Source organism: Candidimonas sp. SYP-B2681, assembly GCF_003971065.1.
Taxonomy (GTDB): Bacteria; Pseudomonadota; Gammaproteobacteria; order Burkholderiales; family Burkholderiaceae_B; genus Pollutimonas.
Genome location: NZ_RYDV01000001.1, coordinates 336584 through 353682, shown reverse-complemented (window position 1 = coordinate 353682; position 17099 = coordinate 336584). Strand labels below are relative to the sequence as shown.

Annotated in this window: 11 protein-coding genes and 1 pseudogene; 2 read left to right on the top strand and 10 right to left on the bottom strand. The window is 55.2% G+C overall.

Annotated elements, in window-relative coordinates:
- Positions 1 to 302 precede the first annotated feature (302 nt).
- Both EKL30_RS19055 and dut read left to right on the top strand, forming a co-directional pair.
- A pseudogene (locus tag EKL30_RS19055) lies at positions 303 to 1367 on the top strand (IS3 family transposase); the annotation flags it as partial.
- A 186-nt stretch (positions 1368 to 1553) separates the two neighbouring features.
- On the top strand, positions 1554 to 2015 hold the full coding sequence (gene dut, locus EKL30_RS01755) for a dUTP diphosphatase (RefSeq protein ID WP_126705464.1): 462 nt from the start codon (positions 1554 to 1556) through the stop codon (positions 2013 to 2015).
- A gap of 32 nt (positions 2016 to 2047) precedes the next feature.
- Here the strand turns inward: dut and EKL30_RS01750 are convergent, their stop codons facing one another.
- The 10 genes from EKL30_RS01750 to clpA all read right to left on the bottom strand — a co-directional run bounded on the left by EKL30_RS01750 (position 2048) and on the right by clpA (position 16952).
- On the bottom strand, positions 2048 to 2788 hold the full coding sequence (locus tag EKL30_RS01750; RefSeq protein ID WP_126705463.1) for an ABC transporter ATP-binding protein: 741 nt from the start codon (positions 2786 to 2788) through the stop codon (positions 2048 to 2050).
- Positions 2785 to 3651 (bottom strand): ABC transporter ATP-binding protein, encoded by an 867-nt coding sequence (locus EKL30_RS01745; protein ID WP_199748452.1) that lies wholly within the window; start codon positions 3649 to 3651, stop codon positions 2785 to 2787. Before EKL30_RS01745 ends, EKL30_RS01750 begins: the two co-directional genes overlap by 4 nt.
- The gene (locus EKL30_RS01740) at positions 3648 to 4736 is read right to left on the bottom strand and encodes an ABC transporter ATP-binding protein (RefSeq protein ID WP_126705462.1); all 1089 of its coding nucleotides are present in this window, start codon (positions 4734 to 4736) and stop codon (positions 3648 to 3650) included. The genes EKL30_RS01745 and EKL30_RS01740 overlap by 4 nt, the downstream gene beginning before the upstream one ends.
- Positions 4733 to 5665, bottom strand: a complete 933-nt coding sequence (locus EKL30_RS01735) for a branched-chain amino acid ABC transporter permease (RefSeq protein WP_126705461.1) — start codon at positions 5663 to 5665, stop codon at positions 4733 to 4735. Before EKL30_RS01735 ends, EKL30_RS01740 begins: the two co-directional genes overlap by 4 nt.
- A gap of 64 nt (positions 5666 to 5729) precedes the next feature.
- Positions 5730 to 6887 carry a branched-chain amino acid ABC transporter substrate-binding protein gene (locus EKL30_RS01730; RefSeq protein WP_126705460.1) on the bottom strand — a complete coding sequence of 386 codons (1158 nt, stop codon included), beginning with the start codon at positions 6885 to 6887 and terminating at the stop codon, positions 5730 to 5732.
- Positions 6888 to 7017: 130 nt separating this feature from the next.
- Positions 7018 to 10833: a trifunctional transcriptional regulator/proline dehydrogenase/L-glutamate gamma-semialdehyde dehydrogenase gene (putA, locus tag EKL30_RS01725; RefSeq protein ID WP_126705459.1), complete on the bottom strand. Its 3816-nt coding sequence runs from the start codon at positions 10831 to 10833 to the stop codon at positions 7018 to 7020.
- A gap of 142 nt (positions 10834 to 10975) precedes the next feature.
- On the bottom strand, positions 10976 to 11608 hold the full coding sequence (locus EKL30_RS01720; protein WP_126705458.1) for a membrane integrity-associated transporter subunit PqiC: 633 nt from the start codon (positions 11606 to 11608) through the stop codon (positions 10976 to 10978).
- Between the two features lie 8 nt (positions 11609 to 11616).
- Positions 11617 to 13317 carry an intermembrane transport protein PqiB gene (locus tag EKL30_RS01715; protein ID WP_370246202.1) on the bottom strand — a complete coding sequence of 567 codons (1701 nt, stop codon included), beginning with the start codon at positions 13315 to 13317 and terminating at the stop codon, positions 11617 to 11619.
- Between the two features lie 9 nt (positions 13318 to 13326).
- A complete protein-coding gene (locus EKL30_RS01710) occupies positions 13327 to 14631 on the bottom strand; it encodes a paraquat-inducible protein A (protein ID WP_126705457.1) in 1305 nt (434 codons plus the stop codon).
- Positions 14631 to 16952 carry an ATP-dependent Clp protease ATP-binding subunit ClpA gene (clpA, locus tag EKL30_RS01705; RefSeq protein WP_126705456.1) on the bottom strand — a complete coding sequence of 774 codons (2322 nt, stop codon included), beginning with the start codon at positions 16950 to 16952 and terminating at the stop codon, positions 14631 to 14633. The genes EKL30_RS01710 and clpA overlap by 1 nt, the downstream gene beginning before the upstream one ends.
- Positions 16953 to 17099: the final 147 nt, after the last annotated feature.

Below are 17099 nucleotides of genomic sequence, written 5' to 3'. Positions count from 1 at the left end.
ATCTCGATTTTGGCCGCACCGGTTCTTCGCGTTCCCTGTAGCCCTCCCTGACCGCGAAAAAGGCGATCGCAACAGTTAGGCCTGCCAAGGACAAACACGAAAAAATCAAATGCCAGTTTATTGTTCAACCCTCGATGCGTTTTGCTATACAGGTAATAGGAGGAAGGAGGAGGAGCACTATTTCCGTTTAGGCCTCGCGACTATTTTCTTTAGCAGTTAGGTACGTGATCCTGGCTCAGACGCTATCAGAATTAATTTTTCATTGTCTGCCGATTTGAGGACTGCTGCAATCTAGAGTATCGCGCCAGGGAGTTTCGACCCACAGCCTGTATGCATGGGTGAAGCGGTACGGCAAGCCTGCCGAACAACGCCAGCAAGAATCGAACGAAGCCGTCGAGTTGCGGCGATTGCGGTCCGAGGTGAAACGACTCACAGAAGAGCGAGACATCTTAAAAAAGGCCGCCGCGTACTTTGCCAAGGAGTCCGGCTAAAGTACGCGTTTATCCAGCAATATTCGACTCAATATCCTGTGCGCCGGCTTTGCGACGTTCTGGAAATTCACCCCCAGCGGTTATTACGCCTTGAGGCGTAACGCTCATAGTCAGCGCTATCATGAAGACCAACGGTTGTCGGCCTTGGTGAAGCCTTCCTGGCTAGAGAGCGGGCGGGTGTATGGATACCGCAAGGTCAATCATGATTTACGCGCCTTCGGCGAATCCTGTAGCCGTCATCGCGTTGCGCGTTTGATGCGCAGCCGCGGCTGGCGTGCTCAGGTCGGGTACCGTCGTCGACCGGGCTTTTATGGTGGCGCGCCGCATAACGTGGCAGCCACTATCCTTGACCGTCAATTCGATGTCGCCGCACCTAACATCGCCTGGGTGACTGATATTACGTACATCCGCACGTACGAAGGCTGGTTGTATTTGGCGGTTGTTGTCGACTTGTTCTCTCGCCAAGTCGTAGGTTGGTCGATGGATTCGCGCATGAGCAAAGACTTGGTTTTGCAAGCCTTGTTGGCGGCAGTGTGGCGGCGCAAGCCCAAGCAAAGCGTCATGGTGCATTCCGACCAGGGCAGCCAATTTACGAGCTACGAATGGGCAGCGTTTCTGGCTACCCATAATTTACAACCGAGTATGAGCCGTCGAGGCAACTGTCATGACAATGCGGTGGCAGAAAGCTTTTTTCCAATTGCTCAAACGCGAACGCATTAAACGCAAATCTATAAAACCCGGGAGCTGGCACGCCAGAATATCTTTGACTACAACGAAATGTTCTACAACCCGATTCGTCGGCATGGTCATGCCGCGAACCTTTCGCCGGTAAACTACGAACGGCAACACTTTTCTGAGGCAACGAACTGTCTATAAAAGTCTGGCCGATTCAGATTCTCAATTGTCCGTCCATGCGGCCTTGCCGTTGTAGCGTCAAGCAAAAGATAGCTGTGGATAAAGCATATGATGTCGTTGCCTATATCGTCGGCTTCAATAGAAGTCGAGAGCTAAGTTCTCAGAAGCTATACAGAGTTCCAGCTAACATTTTTTTGAGGAACAAACATGTTTCGTAGCATTGAAACCCGTATCGTTAACCCGTTGTTGGGCGACAAGATTGACTTGCCGACCTATGCGACCGCCGGCTCGGCAGCCATGGATCTCCGTGCCTGTATCGAGGCGCCCATCACTATCGCTCCTGGCAAGAACGCCCTCATCAAAACCGGCCTGGCTATCAACATGATGGACCCGTCGTTGGTTGCCCTGGTTGCCTCGCGTTCGGGGTTAGCGCTCAAGCATCAAGTGGCCGTTTTAAACGCTCCTGGCGTCGTGGACGCGGACTACCATGGCGAGATTGGTGTCATCTTGGCAAATTTCGGAAATGAGCCTTTCGAAGTTCAGCCGGGTGACCGAATTGCTCAGTTGATGTTTCAGCCGGTGGTTCAGGTTGCACTGCGCTATGTCGACGAGTTCTCCACTCAGACAGAGCGGGGCGCCAATGGCTTTGGCAGCACAGGACGGGCTTGACCGAAGGTTATCGGCCCCCGCAGCAAAGCGATTCACGCCGAAGCGCCCTCTTCCTCGCCAAGGTATGCGGCACGCACCTTCGGGTCGTCGAGCAACTGACTCGACGGCCCTTGTAGAATAAGCTGGCCGGACTCCATCACATAGCCCCGATTGCTCGTTTCCAACGCCAGCTTGGCATTTTGTTCTATCAACAAAATCGTCACGCCCTGCGAAGCAACGGTGCGTATTACCTCGAAAACCTTTTCGACCATTAACGGAGCTAGCCCCATCGATGGCTCGTCGAGCAACAAGAGACGTGGACGCGAGATCATGGCGCGACCCATGGCAAGCATTTGCTGCTCGCCTCCTGACAAAGTACCTGCCGACTGACGGCGCCGCTCTGCCAGTCGAGGAAACAGTGTGAAGACGTGTTCGGTATCTTGCTGGATGGCTGCAGTGTCTTTACGACTGTAACCACCCATCAGAAGATTTTCTTCTATCGTCAGCTGGCCAAAAATTCCGCGCCCTTCGGGCACCATGACTAGGCCATTGCGCACGAGCATGTAAGAAGGCGTACCGGCGATCGATTTCCCGTCATAAAGAATTTCGCCCGCAGCAATCGGGACAAGACTGCAAATAGCCCGCAACGTAGTGCTTTTTCCAGCGCCGTTCGCCCCGATCAAGCTGACCAGCTCGCCTTGGCCGACGGCCAAATCGATCGAACGGACTGCACGTATGCCGCCGTAAGTGACTTCCAGCTTTCGTATTTCAAGTAAATTGTCGCCGGTGCTCATTGGACCTCCCCGGGTTTCAGATCCGACATGCCAGATGGCACTTTTGCAGTGGTCTGTGCCGCTGCACCCGCGCCCAGATAGGCCTCTATCACCTTGGGATTGCGTTGCACGTCGGCCGGCTTCCCTTCAGCCAGCACTTTCCCATAGTCCAGCACCAATACCCGGTTGCACAAACCCATGACCAGCTTCATGTCATGCTCGATAAGAAGGACGGTAACGCCGTCATTCCGAATCTTTTCGATCAGGCGGCGCAGCACCATTGTCTCGGAGGCGTTCATGCCCGCCGCCGGTTCGTCCAGGGCCAGCAGCCTTGGGTCGGTGGCCAAAGCCCGCGCGATTTCAAGGCGGCGCTGATCCCCGTAAGGCAAAGACTGCGCAACATCGTTAGCGCGGTGGCCGATGCCGACATAATCAAGAAGTTCTTGCGCCCGTTGCTCAATGGACGTTTCTTCAGCACGTGTCCGTTTATTGCGCGTGATAGCGCCCCATAAGCCGGCCTTGGTTCGTATGTGCCGGCCTATCATGACGTTTTCGATCGCACTAAGATTGGTAAACAATCGAATATTCTGGAATGTTCGGGCAAGGCCGACAATAGCGATTTGATGAGGCTTTAGCCGGGTAAGCTGATGGCCCATGAAATTGCATGTGCCGGACTCAGGTACATACAGGCTGGTCAGGACGTTGAAAAGGGTTGTCTTCCCGGCACCATTGGGCCCTATAAGACCGTAGATATCGCCTTTGCAAATTGAAAAGCTGACGTCAGACAAAGCGTGCAAGCCACCAAAGCGTTTATTTAGCTTATTGGCTACCAGTAATAGTTCCGGCATTGAACGGGAATCGGAATTTACCGCGGCGGAAATCATGCCTGCCCCCCCTTGACCTTACTGGTAAGCTCGCGATGCCGCACGGCGGAGGGCCACAGCCCAGCTGGGCGGAAGATCATAACCAGCACCAGGGCAAAACCAAACAACAGCATGCGTATACCTTCGGGGTCGAGAATAACGTCCCCGAATAACGTTTTTTGCAAGGGCACTACTGCGGCGCGCAAAAGTTCCGGGAATACCGAAAGCAGGATAGCGCCCAATATGACGCCGGGAATGTGTCCCATGCCTCCGAGTACCACCATGCATAGCACCGTAATGGACTCAGTCAGGCTGAAGCTTTCAGGGCTGACGAAGCCTTGCATCGACGCGAACATCGCGCCAGCGACCCCGCCAAAGCTAGCACCCATGGAGAAGGCCAGCAGCTTGATATTACGGGTATTGATACCCATCGCCTTGGCGGCGATTTCATCTTCCCGCACGGCCTCCCAGGCCCGCCCAATGCGTGAGTTTTGCAGCCGAGCGCAGATAACAACGATGATGATCGTCAGCAGGAGTAGCAGGTAATAGTATTTCTCGGGGCCGGTTATACGAAACCCGAGAATTTCCTGGGTCCGGCCGAAATAAAAGCCACCCGCCGAAAAGGTGTCAATACGATTGATGCCCTGCGGACCATTGGTGATATTGATGGGCGCATTCAAGTTGTTCATGAAAATACGTACAATTTCGCCAAAACCCAAGGTCACGATGGCAAGGTAGTCGCCACGCAATTTAAGGGTCGGTGCGCCCAGGATCGTGCCAAAGAAAGCAGCCAACATCACCCCGGCGGGCAACACTACCCAGAATGGCAAATGCAAACCGAAATGCGGCGACGCCAACAGCGCCCATACGTAGGCGCCGACGGCATAAAATGCGATGTACCCAAGGTCGAGTAAACCCGCAAAGCCAACAACAATATTCAGCCCCAATGCCAGCATGACATAGAGCAAGGCAAAATTGATCGTGCGCACCCAGCTTTGCCCGACCATTCCCAGTACAAAGGGAAGCACTGCCAGAACCGTCCCGAAAAGGGCGATGCCGAGCCAGACATTCAACGACACATCAGAGCGAGCAGCGGAAAGGCTCATGCGCGGTCTCCTACCCGTTCACCCAGTAAACCAGATGGGCGGAACACCAGCACCATTATCAACACAATAAACGAGAAGACGTCTTGGTAATTGCTGCCAAAAACACCATTGGTGAGGTCGCCGATATAGCCTGCACCAAGCGATTCGATGACGCCGAGCAGCAAACCGCCCAACATGGCGCCGCCCAGGTTACCGATTCCACCAAGCACCGCGGCCGTGAAGGCTTTCAGTCCCAACAGGAAGCCCATGGTGTATTGCGCCACGCCGTAATAGGTCGTGACCATGACTCCCGCGACTGCGGCAAGTGCTGAACCAATGAGAAAGGCCGCGGCAATGACAGTATTGATATTGACACCCATCAAACCCGCTATTTCGCGGTTTTGTGCGGTGGCGCGCATGGCAGTACCCAGACGGGTGCGGTGCACGACTAACAACAGCCCAGCCATGATCGCAGTGGCCGTTAGAATAATAATGACTTGAAGCAGGCTGATGCGCGCACCACCTATCGGGAAAATGATGGGCTCAATAATGTGGGGAAAACTGAGATAGTTGCGACCCCAAACCATCATTGCAATGTTCTGGATGATGATCGAAACACCAATGGCCGTGATCAACGCCGCCAGGCGGGGCGCACGGCGCAATGGCCGATAGGCAAAGCGTTCGGCCAGCCATCCTAAGACCATGCACACCGGAATCGAAACGAGCAAGGCAATGACAATGGCGAGCCAGGCCGAGATACTGCCCGGCTCTGCGCCGATAAGCGTGACCACAATGGTGGTTGCGACCATCGCCCCAACCATGACGACGTCGCCATGAGCAAAGTTGATGAGGCCGATGATGCCATAAACCATGGTGTAGCCGAGGGCAACCAAAGCGTAGACGCTTCCCACCGTGATGCCGTTGATCAGCTGTTGTACGAGGATATCCATGCTCTATGACTCGAGAGATAGGGCCGGCAACAGCCGGCCCGGGAAAACTAAAGATGAGTTTTCCTTAGTTGGCCTTGCTGATCATGGTTTTAACCATTTCCCATTTACCATTCTTGACCTCGTAGATCGTTACCGATATTTCCTTCAGGTCGCCTTTGTTGTCATAAGCGATGTTCTCGCTGGTCGCGCCGGCACGCGACAATGAGGCTAGTTTGGGCAGATAAGCGTCAGGCTTTGCGGACCCTGCTTGTTTCATCGCGGTGATCATGTTCCAGGCGCCGTCATAAGCATACGGTGCATAAACCCCAGGGTTAGTCTTGAAGCGCGCCTTGTAATCGGCTTCAAATTTTTCGCCGGCTGCCATCTGCTTGAGCGGCACGCCGGCGAGGGAGGCATATGCGCCGTTGGCCGCATCGCCGGCCAGTTTCAGAAACGTATCGCTTCGCGTCATTTCGCCGGAAACGAAGGGCGACTTGATATCCAGCGTCGCCATTTGTCGGCGCATAGGACCAGATTGGGCATCGAGGCCGCCGAAGAAAATAGCCGCCGGTGCCTTGGCCTTGATATTGGTCAGGATCGAGGTGAAATCATTGGCCTTGTCGGTGGTGTATTCTCGTGCGATAACCTTGCCGCCCGCTGCCTCGACGGCTTTGGCCACCTGATCAGCCAGACCTTGCCCATAGGCGGTACGGTCGTCGATTAAGGCCACAGTCTTGGCGCCGAGATCCTTGACCATGAATTCGCCGACCGCAGCCCCTTGTTGTGTGTCGCTGGTCATCATGCGAAACGTCGTGTTGTAACCTTGGGCGGTATATTCAGGGGAAGTAGCCATGGCAATTTGTGGCAGTCCAGCGCCGTTATAAACGCTCGATGCCGGGATGGTCGTGCCCGAATTGAAATGGCCCAGTACACCTTGTACGCCATCATCGACAATTTGTTGTGCGACTTGCACAGCAATACGCGGGTCGGCTTGGTCGTCGCGCGCAATCAGTTCAAATTTGGCAGTCTTACCATCTAGCTGAATGTTCTGTTTGTTAGCCTCTTCGAGAGCGAGCGTGAGGCCGTTTCTCATGTCCTCGCCATAATGCGATTGCGGCCCCGTTAGCGGCGCGGCAAAACCCAACTTAACGACCGTTTCAGCGGCGTGCGCCGCACCAACTGCGAAGCCTGCCATGACGGAGGCCGTTGCTGCCAGAAGCTTGAATCCCTTAATGGACTGCATGTCTATCTCCGATATATAAGAAAGCGAATTGCCTCGAGCGCGAGTAACACCGGAATTAAACCAAAAGTGCAACCCGATTCTAATTGGTTGTAACCCTTAAAGATACGCAATATGTCTTCTTATCAGGAGCTTAGCCGACCATCATCAAGCTGGCATTCCCGCCTGCGGCTGCCGTGTTCACACTTACCGAAACTTCACGAAAAAGCCGCTCTGGATGATATGTGCCACCGGCAGCCAGTTCGTCGCTGCTTAAGCCTTGTACCGAAATAATCGCTCCCGGACGCGCGGCAACCGCTCGGTTTACGTCGCGCAAGGCATCGCTATCGCCCTCGAACAATACCGCTTGGTAGTCGCCCCGCTCCACTTCATCAGGCCCCGCCAACTGAATCGTTTTTTGCTCAGCGGCACTAAGCGAGGCGATGAAATCCCGCCCTGCCAGTGTATCGATCAATGTCATGCGATTGCCGGTGCGCCGACACGCGTCATATTGAACGGTGGCGCCCACTACAGTCGCCGCAATGCATAACACGGTGCCCCGAGGCTTAAGGTGATAGGCGTTACTTTCACCGGTGGGACCTTGCAGTACCAGCGTAGGCGTCTGATCACTATCGGTATTGCACCAAGCTGGTAGGCCCGGTGGCCGTTGGGCCAGCAAGCGCAACAAATATAAAGGTCCCCCGGCCTTCGGGCCGGTACCCGATAGCCCTTCTCCCCCAAATGGCTGCACTCCGACGACCGCACCCACAATATTGCGGTTCACATAAATATTGCCTGCATGGATTCGTTCCGATACGCGGGAGACGGTCTCGTCCAGGCGTGTATGAACGCCGAATGTCAAACCGTAGCCCGTTGCATTAATCGAATCGACCAAGCGATCCAGATCGTCGCGTTGGTAGCGCAACACATGCAAGACAGGGCCGAATATTTCTTTGGTCAACGCAGCGGCATCGGTAATCTCGATAATCGTCGGAGGAACAAATGAACCATGCTGACAGTGCCCATCCAGAGTAAGCTGCTCAACTGCATGTCCTGCATCGCGCATGGCATGAATATGCGAACTGATACTAGCCTGCGCTTCGTGATCAATGACGGGTCCGACATCGGCTGACAAGATATCGGTCCTGCCCACGCGCAGCTCTTTCATGGCACCGCGCAACATGGTCAGGATGTGATCGGCGCAGTCTTCCTGGACGCACAGAAGCCGCAGCGCCGAACAACGCTGCCCTGCCGAATCGAAGGCCGAGGTCAAGACATCGAATACCACTTGCTCGGCCAGTGCCGAAGAGTCTACGATCATCGCGTTCTGGCCACCGGTTTCGGCGATAAGCGGAACGGGATGGCCCGCATTATCGAGGCGCTCAGCGAGTGTTCGCGAGATAGAATGGGCGACATCGGTGGAGCCGGTGAACATCACCCCACGCACGCTCGAACTGGCTACGAGGGCCCTGCCTACCGTGTCGCCCTGGCCGGGCAGTAGCTGAACCGCCCCCGCAGGCACACCAGCACGGCGCAGAATGGATACCGCCACCGCCGCTATCAAACTGGTTTGTTCCGCCGGTTTGGCGAGTACCGGATTGCCCGCCGCCAGCGCGGCCGCCACCTGCCCGGTAAAAATGGCCAGGGGAAAATTCCAAGGACTGATACATAGCACTGGCCCAAGGGGCCTATGCGTGTCATTGGAAAATGATTGCTGGATTTGGGCCGCATAATAGCGCAAGAAATCGACCGCTTCCCGGACCTCGGCGATGGCGTTTGAAAGCGACTTGCCTGCCTCGCGAACGATCAAGCCCAACAAGGGCTGCATTTCGTCTTCCAGCAATTGCGCAGCCCGGATAAGACATTGCGCGCGCTCGGCCACCGGTGTGGCTTGCCAGATCGGTGCCGCATGCAGCGCCACTGCCAAGGCATTTTCCACGTCATTCTGGTCCGCTTCTATTACATGCCCCACCACGTCGCGATGGTCAGCTGGGTTTCGCACGGCCTTGGCCCGGACGTCATCCCAGGCGATATCGTTCGTGCCGAGCATTGGCGCTGCGCGCCACACGTGGTCAACGCTATTAAGAAGGGCCGCCGATAAAGAGCCTAGGCGGTGTTCGTTGGAGAGATCCAGTCCCGCTGAATTTACACGGCCGTCCACCTGCTGGTACAGCTGACGTGGCAAGGGAATCTTGTCGTGGGGCGCTCCCAATGGCTGTATACGAAGAGCGGACTGAACCGGATCCGCGATCAAAATATCGACAGGAATCGTTTCGTCCCCGATCTGGTTTACGAACGACGTATTGGCTCCGTTTTCCAATAGACGCCGTACCAGATAGGCGAGCAGCGTTTCATGCGTACCCACTGGGGCATAAATTCGACAAGGGCGATTCAGTTTGCCCTGGGCGAGCGGGCCTGTCACTTCGTCGTACAAGGGTTCACCCATACCGTGCAGACACTGGAATTCATACTGGCCCGGGTAATAATTATGTCCGGCCATATAGTAAATAGCGGCGAGCGTATGGGCGTTATGGGTGGCAAACTGCGGGTACACCGCTTGGGCTGCGTTGAGCAATTTACGGGCACTCGCCAGATACGAAACATCGGTGTAAAGCTTGCGTGTATAGACGGGATAACCCTCTAATCCATCAATTTGTGCGCGCTTGATCTCGGAATCCCAGTAGGCCCCTTTCACCAGCCGCACCATTAATCGATGTCCACTGCGCTGAGCGAGATCTATGACATAGTCAATAACAAAAGGCGCGCGCTTTTGGTAGGCCTGAATGACGAACCCAATGCCATTCCAGCCCGCAAGCTCAGGATCGAAACACAAGGCCTCGAGCAGATCCAGTGAAATTTCAAGGCGATCTGCTTCTTCTGCATCGATATTTAACCCTATGTCGTAGCGGCGGGCCAATTTGGCCAAGGCCGTCATGCGTGGCAAAAGTTCAGCCATGACCCGCTCCCGCTGCGCCCGCGAATAGCGAGGATGCAAGGCAGAAAGCTTGATCGAGATTCCCGGTCCTTCGTAGATGCCACGGCCTTGTGCAGCCTTACCGATGGCGTGAATCGCCTGTTCATAAGAGACGTAATATCGCTCGGCGTCGTCCGCGGTAGTTGCCGCTTCGCCCAGCATATCGTATGAATACCGAAAGCCTTTCTCTTCAAGCTTGCGGCTGTTGGCCAAGGCGGCAGAGATTGTCTGCCCGGCGACGAACTGTTCGCCCATCATGCGCATGGCGATATTCACGCCTTTGCGGATCAGGGGTTCACCACCTTTGCCAATCAAACGCGTCAGAGCTTTGGACAAGGAATGTTCGCTGTTCACGCTGACCAGCTTGCCAGTCAGCATCAGCCCCCATGTTGCCGCATTAACGAACAGAGATGGAGATTCCCCCATGTGGGAGCGCCAATCACCGTGACTAATTTTGTCGCGTATCAGGGCGTCGCGAGTCGCGCGATCAGGAATGCGTAGCAGAGCCTCGGCGAGACACATCAAGGCGACACCTTCCTGACTCGACAATGAAAACTCTTGAATCAAGGCTTCAACGCCACCGCCTTTGCGCTTTCCGCGAAGGGCTTCCACGAGACGGCGCGCCAGCGCTTGCACTTCTTCCGGTTGCGCCGTCCGTGCAAGACCGATGAGCATCGGCACGCATTCCGGCTCGGGCCGTCGGTAGGCTGAAGTAATAGCCGCACGCAGCACGGACTGGGGCTGAATATCTTGCGCAAAATCGTAAAAAGGCAAGGCATGCTCGGACACGAAAGCGTCTTCTGCGGGCGATTCGCCGTCCGAAGGGACGAAGTGAGAGATTTCGGCGGGCAAATGCCCCCGCTCGATCGCATCGACATAGGCGAGAACCGCTTGTTTGTGCAACCAATGGGGCGTACAACCCAACTGATTCGCCACAACCTTGAGCCGCTCGCGCAGCGTCTCGTCAACTTTGACACCCAATGTAGTCGTAGCCATCGCGATACCTTGTAAGCCGTTTCGGGAAATGCGCGCTGGATAACGCAGCGTCTACCATTTCGTCTGTGTGAAGCACGGTCACAGATATTAAAGAGGTTGCACCCTTCTTTGCACTATGGTTAACCCTTGGCTGTTCTGAGCTCTAAAAGGTACAACCCTTCATTTCAACATTCACGTCTTTCGTAACGGGCCGGCCAGATAACTGATCAGCAATTATCGTCGCCAGACGGCGAAGCGCCAATTGGTGTCCAACGACCATGGCCGACATACCGGGCTCAACCGCAACTTCCGTCTGACCTCGGCAAATCTTGGTCTTCTGATTCGCCTGGTTAACCGGCGTTAAACGCCAAGTCGCTTCCAAGACCGCATGCTGATTATAAAGCGACTCGAACCGTTGAACCTGCATATCGACCCTCCAGACTGGCAGGGTGTCAGGGCTTCCGCTTGCAATGTCCAAAACGCCTAGGCTACGAGTCAATTCATTTGATAAGGCATTACGAATTTCGTCAGACAAAGGAGACGCCCAAAGGGATCCATTCAAAGGGATGACTTGGGCGGCCGCCGGGTCACTTATCACGATTTGAGGACGATCCACCTGCTCTGGGAGACCGACCGGTTGAACGCTGATGGCGTACTGCGGCGCCGCTTTGGTGTGCAACGCGACCGGCTGGGAGGCCGAAGGCGTAGCCAGCGTGTAATACTGGACAGGAGCCGTGGCGCAGGCCGCCAAGATCCCACCTAGCGTTACGATACAAAAAAACCTGCCAAGCTGCATGGGGTTTCCTAAGGGGTGACAGAAAGAACATCACGGGAAGGGCCCCGTAATAGCGCCGTGGGATGGGTTTGTAAATAGTCCGCCAAGGCGCGTAACGATTTTGCCGCGGTACTAATTTCGCGCAGGGTACGATCCATGTTGTCATTCATAGGCGAGCCTTCGGCAAGCAGTTTGTCGATGCTACCTAATGACTTCTGGGCAGCCTTCAACATTGCGTTCACTTGCGGGGCTACCTTTCCATCCAGGCCATCGACGAGTTTGGTCACCGATTTGAGACTGACTCGCAGGTCATTGCTTATGCCATCGAACGGGATCGCATCAATTTTCGTGACGATGCTGCTGATCTGTTGCTGCAGTCGATCAAAGTCGCCTGCGATGGTCGGCATGATCAGTGGCACGGCGTCGCGATTAAAAGCTACAGGTTTGGCATCCGGAAAAAATTCAAGCGCTACATATTGCTGGCCGGTAAGCAGATTCGCAGTTCGCATTTGGGCGCGCAGCCCATTCTTGACCATAATGGTCATCAGGCTGGCCCCTGTATTCCCAGACGCGTCCTGTTTGACAAGGTTTTCGTACGCGGCACCGAAGCGCATCGGATAAAGCTCGCCTTTGACCAGCGCATAGAACTGTTTGTTTTTCGAATCGAACTCGAGGTCAATATCGACCACCCTGCCGAGCTCCAACCCGCGAAAATCAATAGGTGCGCCCACCTTTAGGCCTCGGATCGACTGCCGGAAATGCATTTGTATGGAAAATGGCGGCCCATCGGGATCGGCCATTGCCTGGGATTGCGTAGAAGCGAGCTTGAATCTGCTGTCTGGCTCAGCAGCTGTAACGTTATCTTCGTCCACCGATGCGAACGCGATACCGCCGGCCATGACGGACACAAGCGAACCCGTCTGAACATTGAAGCCATCAGCGTTCAACGACAGATTAATGCCGCTCGCGTTCCAGAACCGGGTATCCGATGTGACAAACTTGTCGTTCGGACCGTCAATGAAAATTTGAATGGCGACAGCCCTGCCTCCCTCATCAAGATCGTAACCAATGACGCGTCCCACCTGTATACGCCTGTAGTAGACCGGCGAGCCGATTTCCAGGGAACCCAAATCGGCGGCTAGCAGGGTAAAACGCGTTCCAGGACGCCCGCTGGTAATCTCGGGGGGTTTCTCCAGGCCGGTAAACTCGTACACCGGTTCATCGCCATTCTTCGATTCGGCCGCATCCACACTAATGTAGGCGCCCGATAATAAGGTGCCCAGACCCGATACGCCGCTGATGCCCAGACGAGGACGCACCACCCAGAAGCGAGCTCCTTCCTGGGTTACATAAGTCGCTCCCTCGCGGTTAAGCTCTGCGTCAACCAAAACCCTGGAACGATCCGAGGCCACTCTTATGTCGGTGACCAAGCCTATAACGACGTCTTTGTATCGTACCTTGGTCTGCCCCACTTCCAGCCCATCCGCGGACTCGAAGCTGATGGTGATGGTCGGCCCGGTATGCATCCAGTTACGCACCAACAGCGACGCTCCGACAATGGCGGCCACCAGCGGCACAAGCCATATCCATGAAAACCGTGTCTCGCGCCGTGGCTTGACTTCAGGTTGGCGCAGCCCGGCTGTTGATTCCGGTGCAGCGGGTCTTTTAGGCATGTCGCTATCGCTCGATGCCCCCTTGCTGGCTCCTGAATCGGTATTGTGGTCTGTCATAGGTTCTTCTTAAGACTGCGTTACGCCGGTTACCGTGTGCGAAGCACCCGCATGCGGGGGCGATTGTATCGTCCGCAAGCGCTGTGATGCTGGCTGCTGATCCCAGCCGCGGCGTGGATCATAGCTCATGGCGGCGAGCATCGTCAGGATAACGACCATGCCAAAACTAGCCGCGCCCGGACCAGCAATGACTTGTGAGACACCGGGGAAGTCAGCCATTGCCGACATCAGGATCACGACGAAGACGTCCAGCATTGACCACTGACCGATAAATTCGATAAGTTCATATAAGCGCGTGCGTTGTCGCTGTATGGCTCGGCCGCGCCAATTCCTGTTCAGCATCAGGACCGTCAATGCGAAGAGCTTGGTCAAGGGAACGACCACGCTCGCAACGAAAACAATCAGAGCGAGATCCCAGGACCCTAGTTGCCACAGCTCGATAACGCCGCCGAGAATGGTATGGGCGCTTTCACCTGCGGCCGTGCGAACCCGCATCACAGGCAGAATATTGGCTGGAATGTAGACGATGGCCGCAGCGATGACCAGGGCCCACACTCGCGATCCAGCATTTGGCCTGCGCAAATGAATTCGCGCATTGCATCGGTGACAGAAACACGTACCGGACCCCGGCATATTTTGAACGAACCCGCAAGCCCCGCAAGACGCCACGGGGTCGTCCAAGAAGACATCCTGCCCGGAAACCTGCACCAGTCCGGCGTCTTCTGCGTAGCCCCATAACCGATGCGCCGTGAGCCGACTAAGACCTGTTAGCAGAAACGTCAGGATTGCGAATGCCCACAAGGCAGGCCCTATGGTAAGGGTAGCCAAACCCGAGAACTTGACCATGGCGACCATAATGCCCAGCATCAGAACGGGAATCATGCTCCACGATCCGACCAAATGAAAAAACCGCAATCCATAATGGAAATCACTTGGCAAGCGCCGCGCATGGATCGCCATCAGCGCCCATAACAAAAACAATAATTGCGTCAGTGGTAGCCAGAAACCGAATAGTCCCGTCATGATGGCCAGCACTTCGTGACCCTGCTGCCAAGTCATCCACAGAGCTCCGGGCAAAGACGCGTCCACGGTGAGTCCTTGCAGTTTCAGCCAGGCAATGGGGAAGCAATTGGCAATGGCAAAAATAACTAGCGCACCGACCACCAGAGCTATCCAGCCCTGGAGTGACACCCCGCTTTGACGGTACAAGATGTAGCCACATCGGGTGCAGGTCGCGATTGCACCCGATTCAATGGGCATGCGCTCGTGTAAGGTGGCGCAATGCTCACATGCGACAACCCGGCGTCCTGCCATCAATCAACGAGCTCAGGTTCCGGATGGGATGGCGAAGCATGGTTCGACTTAGAAGATTTATCAGTCTTCTGCGAAAGAATGAGTTCGACTTTACCGTCTTTATCGAGACCGACCTCGACATGCCCGCCATCTGCCAGGCGCCCAAACAACAATTCATCGGCCAGGGCGCGGCGTATTGTGTCCTGGATAAGCCGCTGCATAGGACGTGCGCCCATGGCAGGATCAAAGCCCTCTTTGGCGAGATGCTCGCGAAGATCCTGAGTGAACACGACCTCGACTCGTTTCTCGTGTAATTGATCTTCGAGCTGCATAAGAAATTTGTCGACCACCCGCATGATGATGTCGCGCGATAGCGGAGTGAAGCTGATGATGGCATCAAGCCGATTGCGGAACTCGGGCGTAAACAAGCGCTTGATGTCGGCCATCTCATCGCCCGTACGGGCTGGTGTAGCGAACCCGATACTGGTTTTGTTAAGTGCCTCGGCGCCCGCATTGGTCGTCATGACGAGGATAACGTTACGGAAGTCCGACTTGCGGCCGTTATTATCGGTAAGCGTGCCGTGGTCCATGACTTGCAAAAGGATGTTGTACACATCGGGATGCGCTTTCTCGATTTCATCGAGCAGCAACACACAATGTGGCTGCTTACTGATGGCCTCGGTGAGCAGCCCACCCTGATCAAACCCGACATAGCCCGGCGGCGCGCCGATCAGGCGCGACACCGTATGGCGTTCCATGTATTCCGACATATCGAAGCGCAAGAGCTCGATGCCTAATACAAAAGCCAGTTGCCGCGCCACTTCGGTCTTGCCCACGCCGGTAGGACCGGAGAACAGGAAGGAACCGATTGGCTTATCAGGGCGACCGAGCCCCGAACGCGCCATTTTTATGGCGGCCGACAAGGCTTCGATAGCTGTGTCTTGACCAAACACCACCGTCTTAAGATCGCGTTCAAGCATAGCGAGCTTGCTGCGATCGTCGTTGGAAACGCTTTGCGGCGGAATGCGAGCGATCTTGGCGACCGTTGCCTGCACTTCTGCCTTGCCGATGACTTTCTTTTGCCTTGAACGCGGAAGCAAACGCTGCGCTGCTCCGGCTTCGTCGATGACGTCGATGGCCTTGTCGGGAAGGAAGCGATCGTTGATATGGCGTGCCGCCAATTCAGCGGCCGCGGTAATGGCTGCTGCCGAATAGCGCACCCCATGGTGGGCCTCGAAGTGCCCCTTCAAGCCTCGCAGAATTTGAACCGTTTGCTCGACGGTAGGTTCGGGTACATCGATTTTTTGGAAGCGGCGCGATAGCGCGTGGTCTTTTTCAAAAATCCCACGATACTCGTTATACGTAGTGGCACCCATACACTTCAGCTGCCCTGAAGACAGCGCGGGCTTGAGCAAATTGGAAGCGTCGAGCGTGCCGCCCGAAGCCGACCCAGCACCAATAAGGGTATGAATCTCGTCAATGAAAAGAATAGCGTTCGTGTTGTCTTTCAACGACTTGAGCACACCCTTGAGCCGTTGTTCGAAGTCGCCCCGATATTTCGTGCCGGCTAATAATGCACCCATGTCGAGCGCATAGACTTCGGCGTCAGCAAGGATTTCAGGGACATCGCCTTTGGTAATACGCCAAGCCAGCCCTTCGGCAATGGCAGTTTTTCCCACCCCGGCTTCGCCGACGAGCAAGGGGTTGTTTTTACGGCGCCGGCATAACACCTGTATGACCCGTTCGACTTCGTGTTCGCGGCCGATGAGCGGGTCGATACGCCCGTGGCGCGCTTCGGTATTCAGGTCGGTAGCGTAGAGCTCGAGCGGCGATTTTTGCTGGTCGGACTTGGGTTCCGCTTCGGACATTTGAGATTTGGCCGGCTCGGGGGCAGGCTCTTCATTGGCCTTGGTTATTCCATGAGACAAGAAATTAACGACATCTAGACGCGTTACGCCTTGCTGTTGCAGAAAATAAACTGCGTGCGAGTCTTTTTCGCCATACATGGCGACCAGCACGTTCGCGCCCGTGACCGTGTTCTTATTGGAGTTCCCAGAAGACACATGCATGATGGCACGCTGAATGACCCGCTGAAATCCCAAAGTGGGTTGAGTGTCGACTTCGTCTTCGCCCGGAAACACCGGCGTGTTTTCGTTAATGAACTTGCGCAGTTCTTGTCGCAAGACATCAATATTGGCGGAGCAGGCGCGCAGTACCTCGGCGGCGGCGGCATTGTCGAGCAAGGAGAGCAATAAGTGCTCTACCGTAATAAATTCGTGTCGCGCGGTGCGGGCCTCGACAAAGGCCATGTGCAGGCTGACTTCAAGTTCTTCGGAGATCACGCTTCCTCCATACATATCGGAGCGGACAAACAATTCGATAAATCTTATTCTATGACTAAATCGACCTTGTGTATCAACATTAATTAAAGACTCATCTTAGTGTTACCAGCCAACATCACATTGACTGATAGTTCTTACTATACCCGT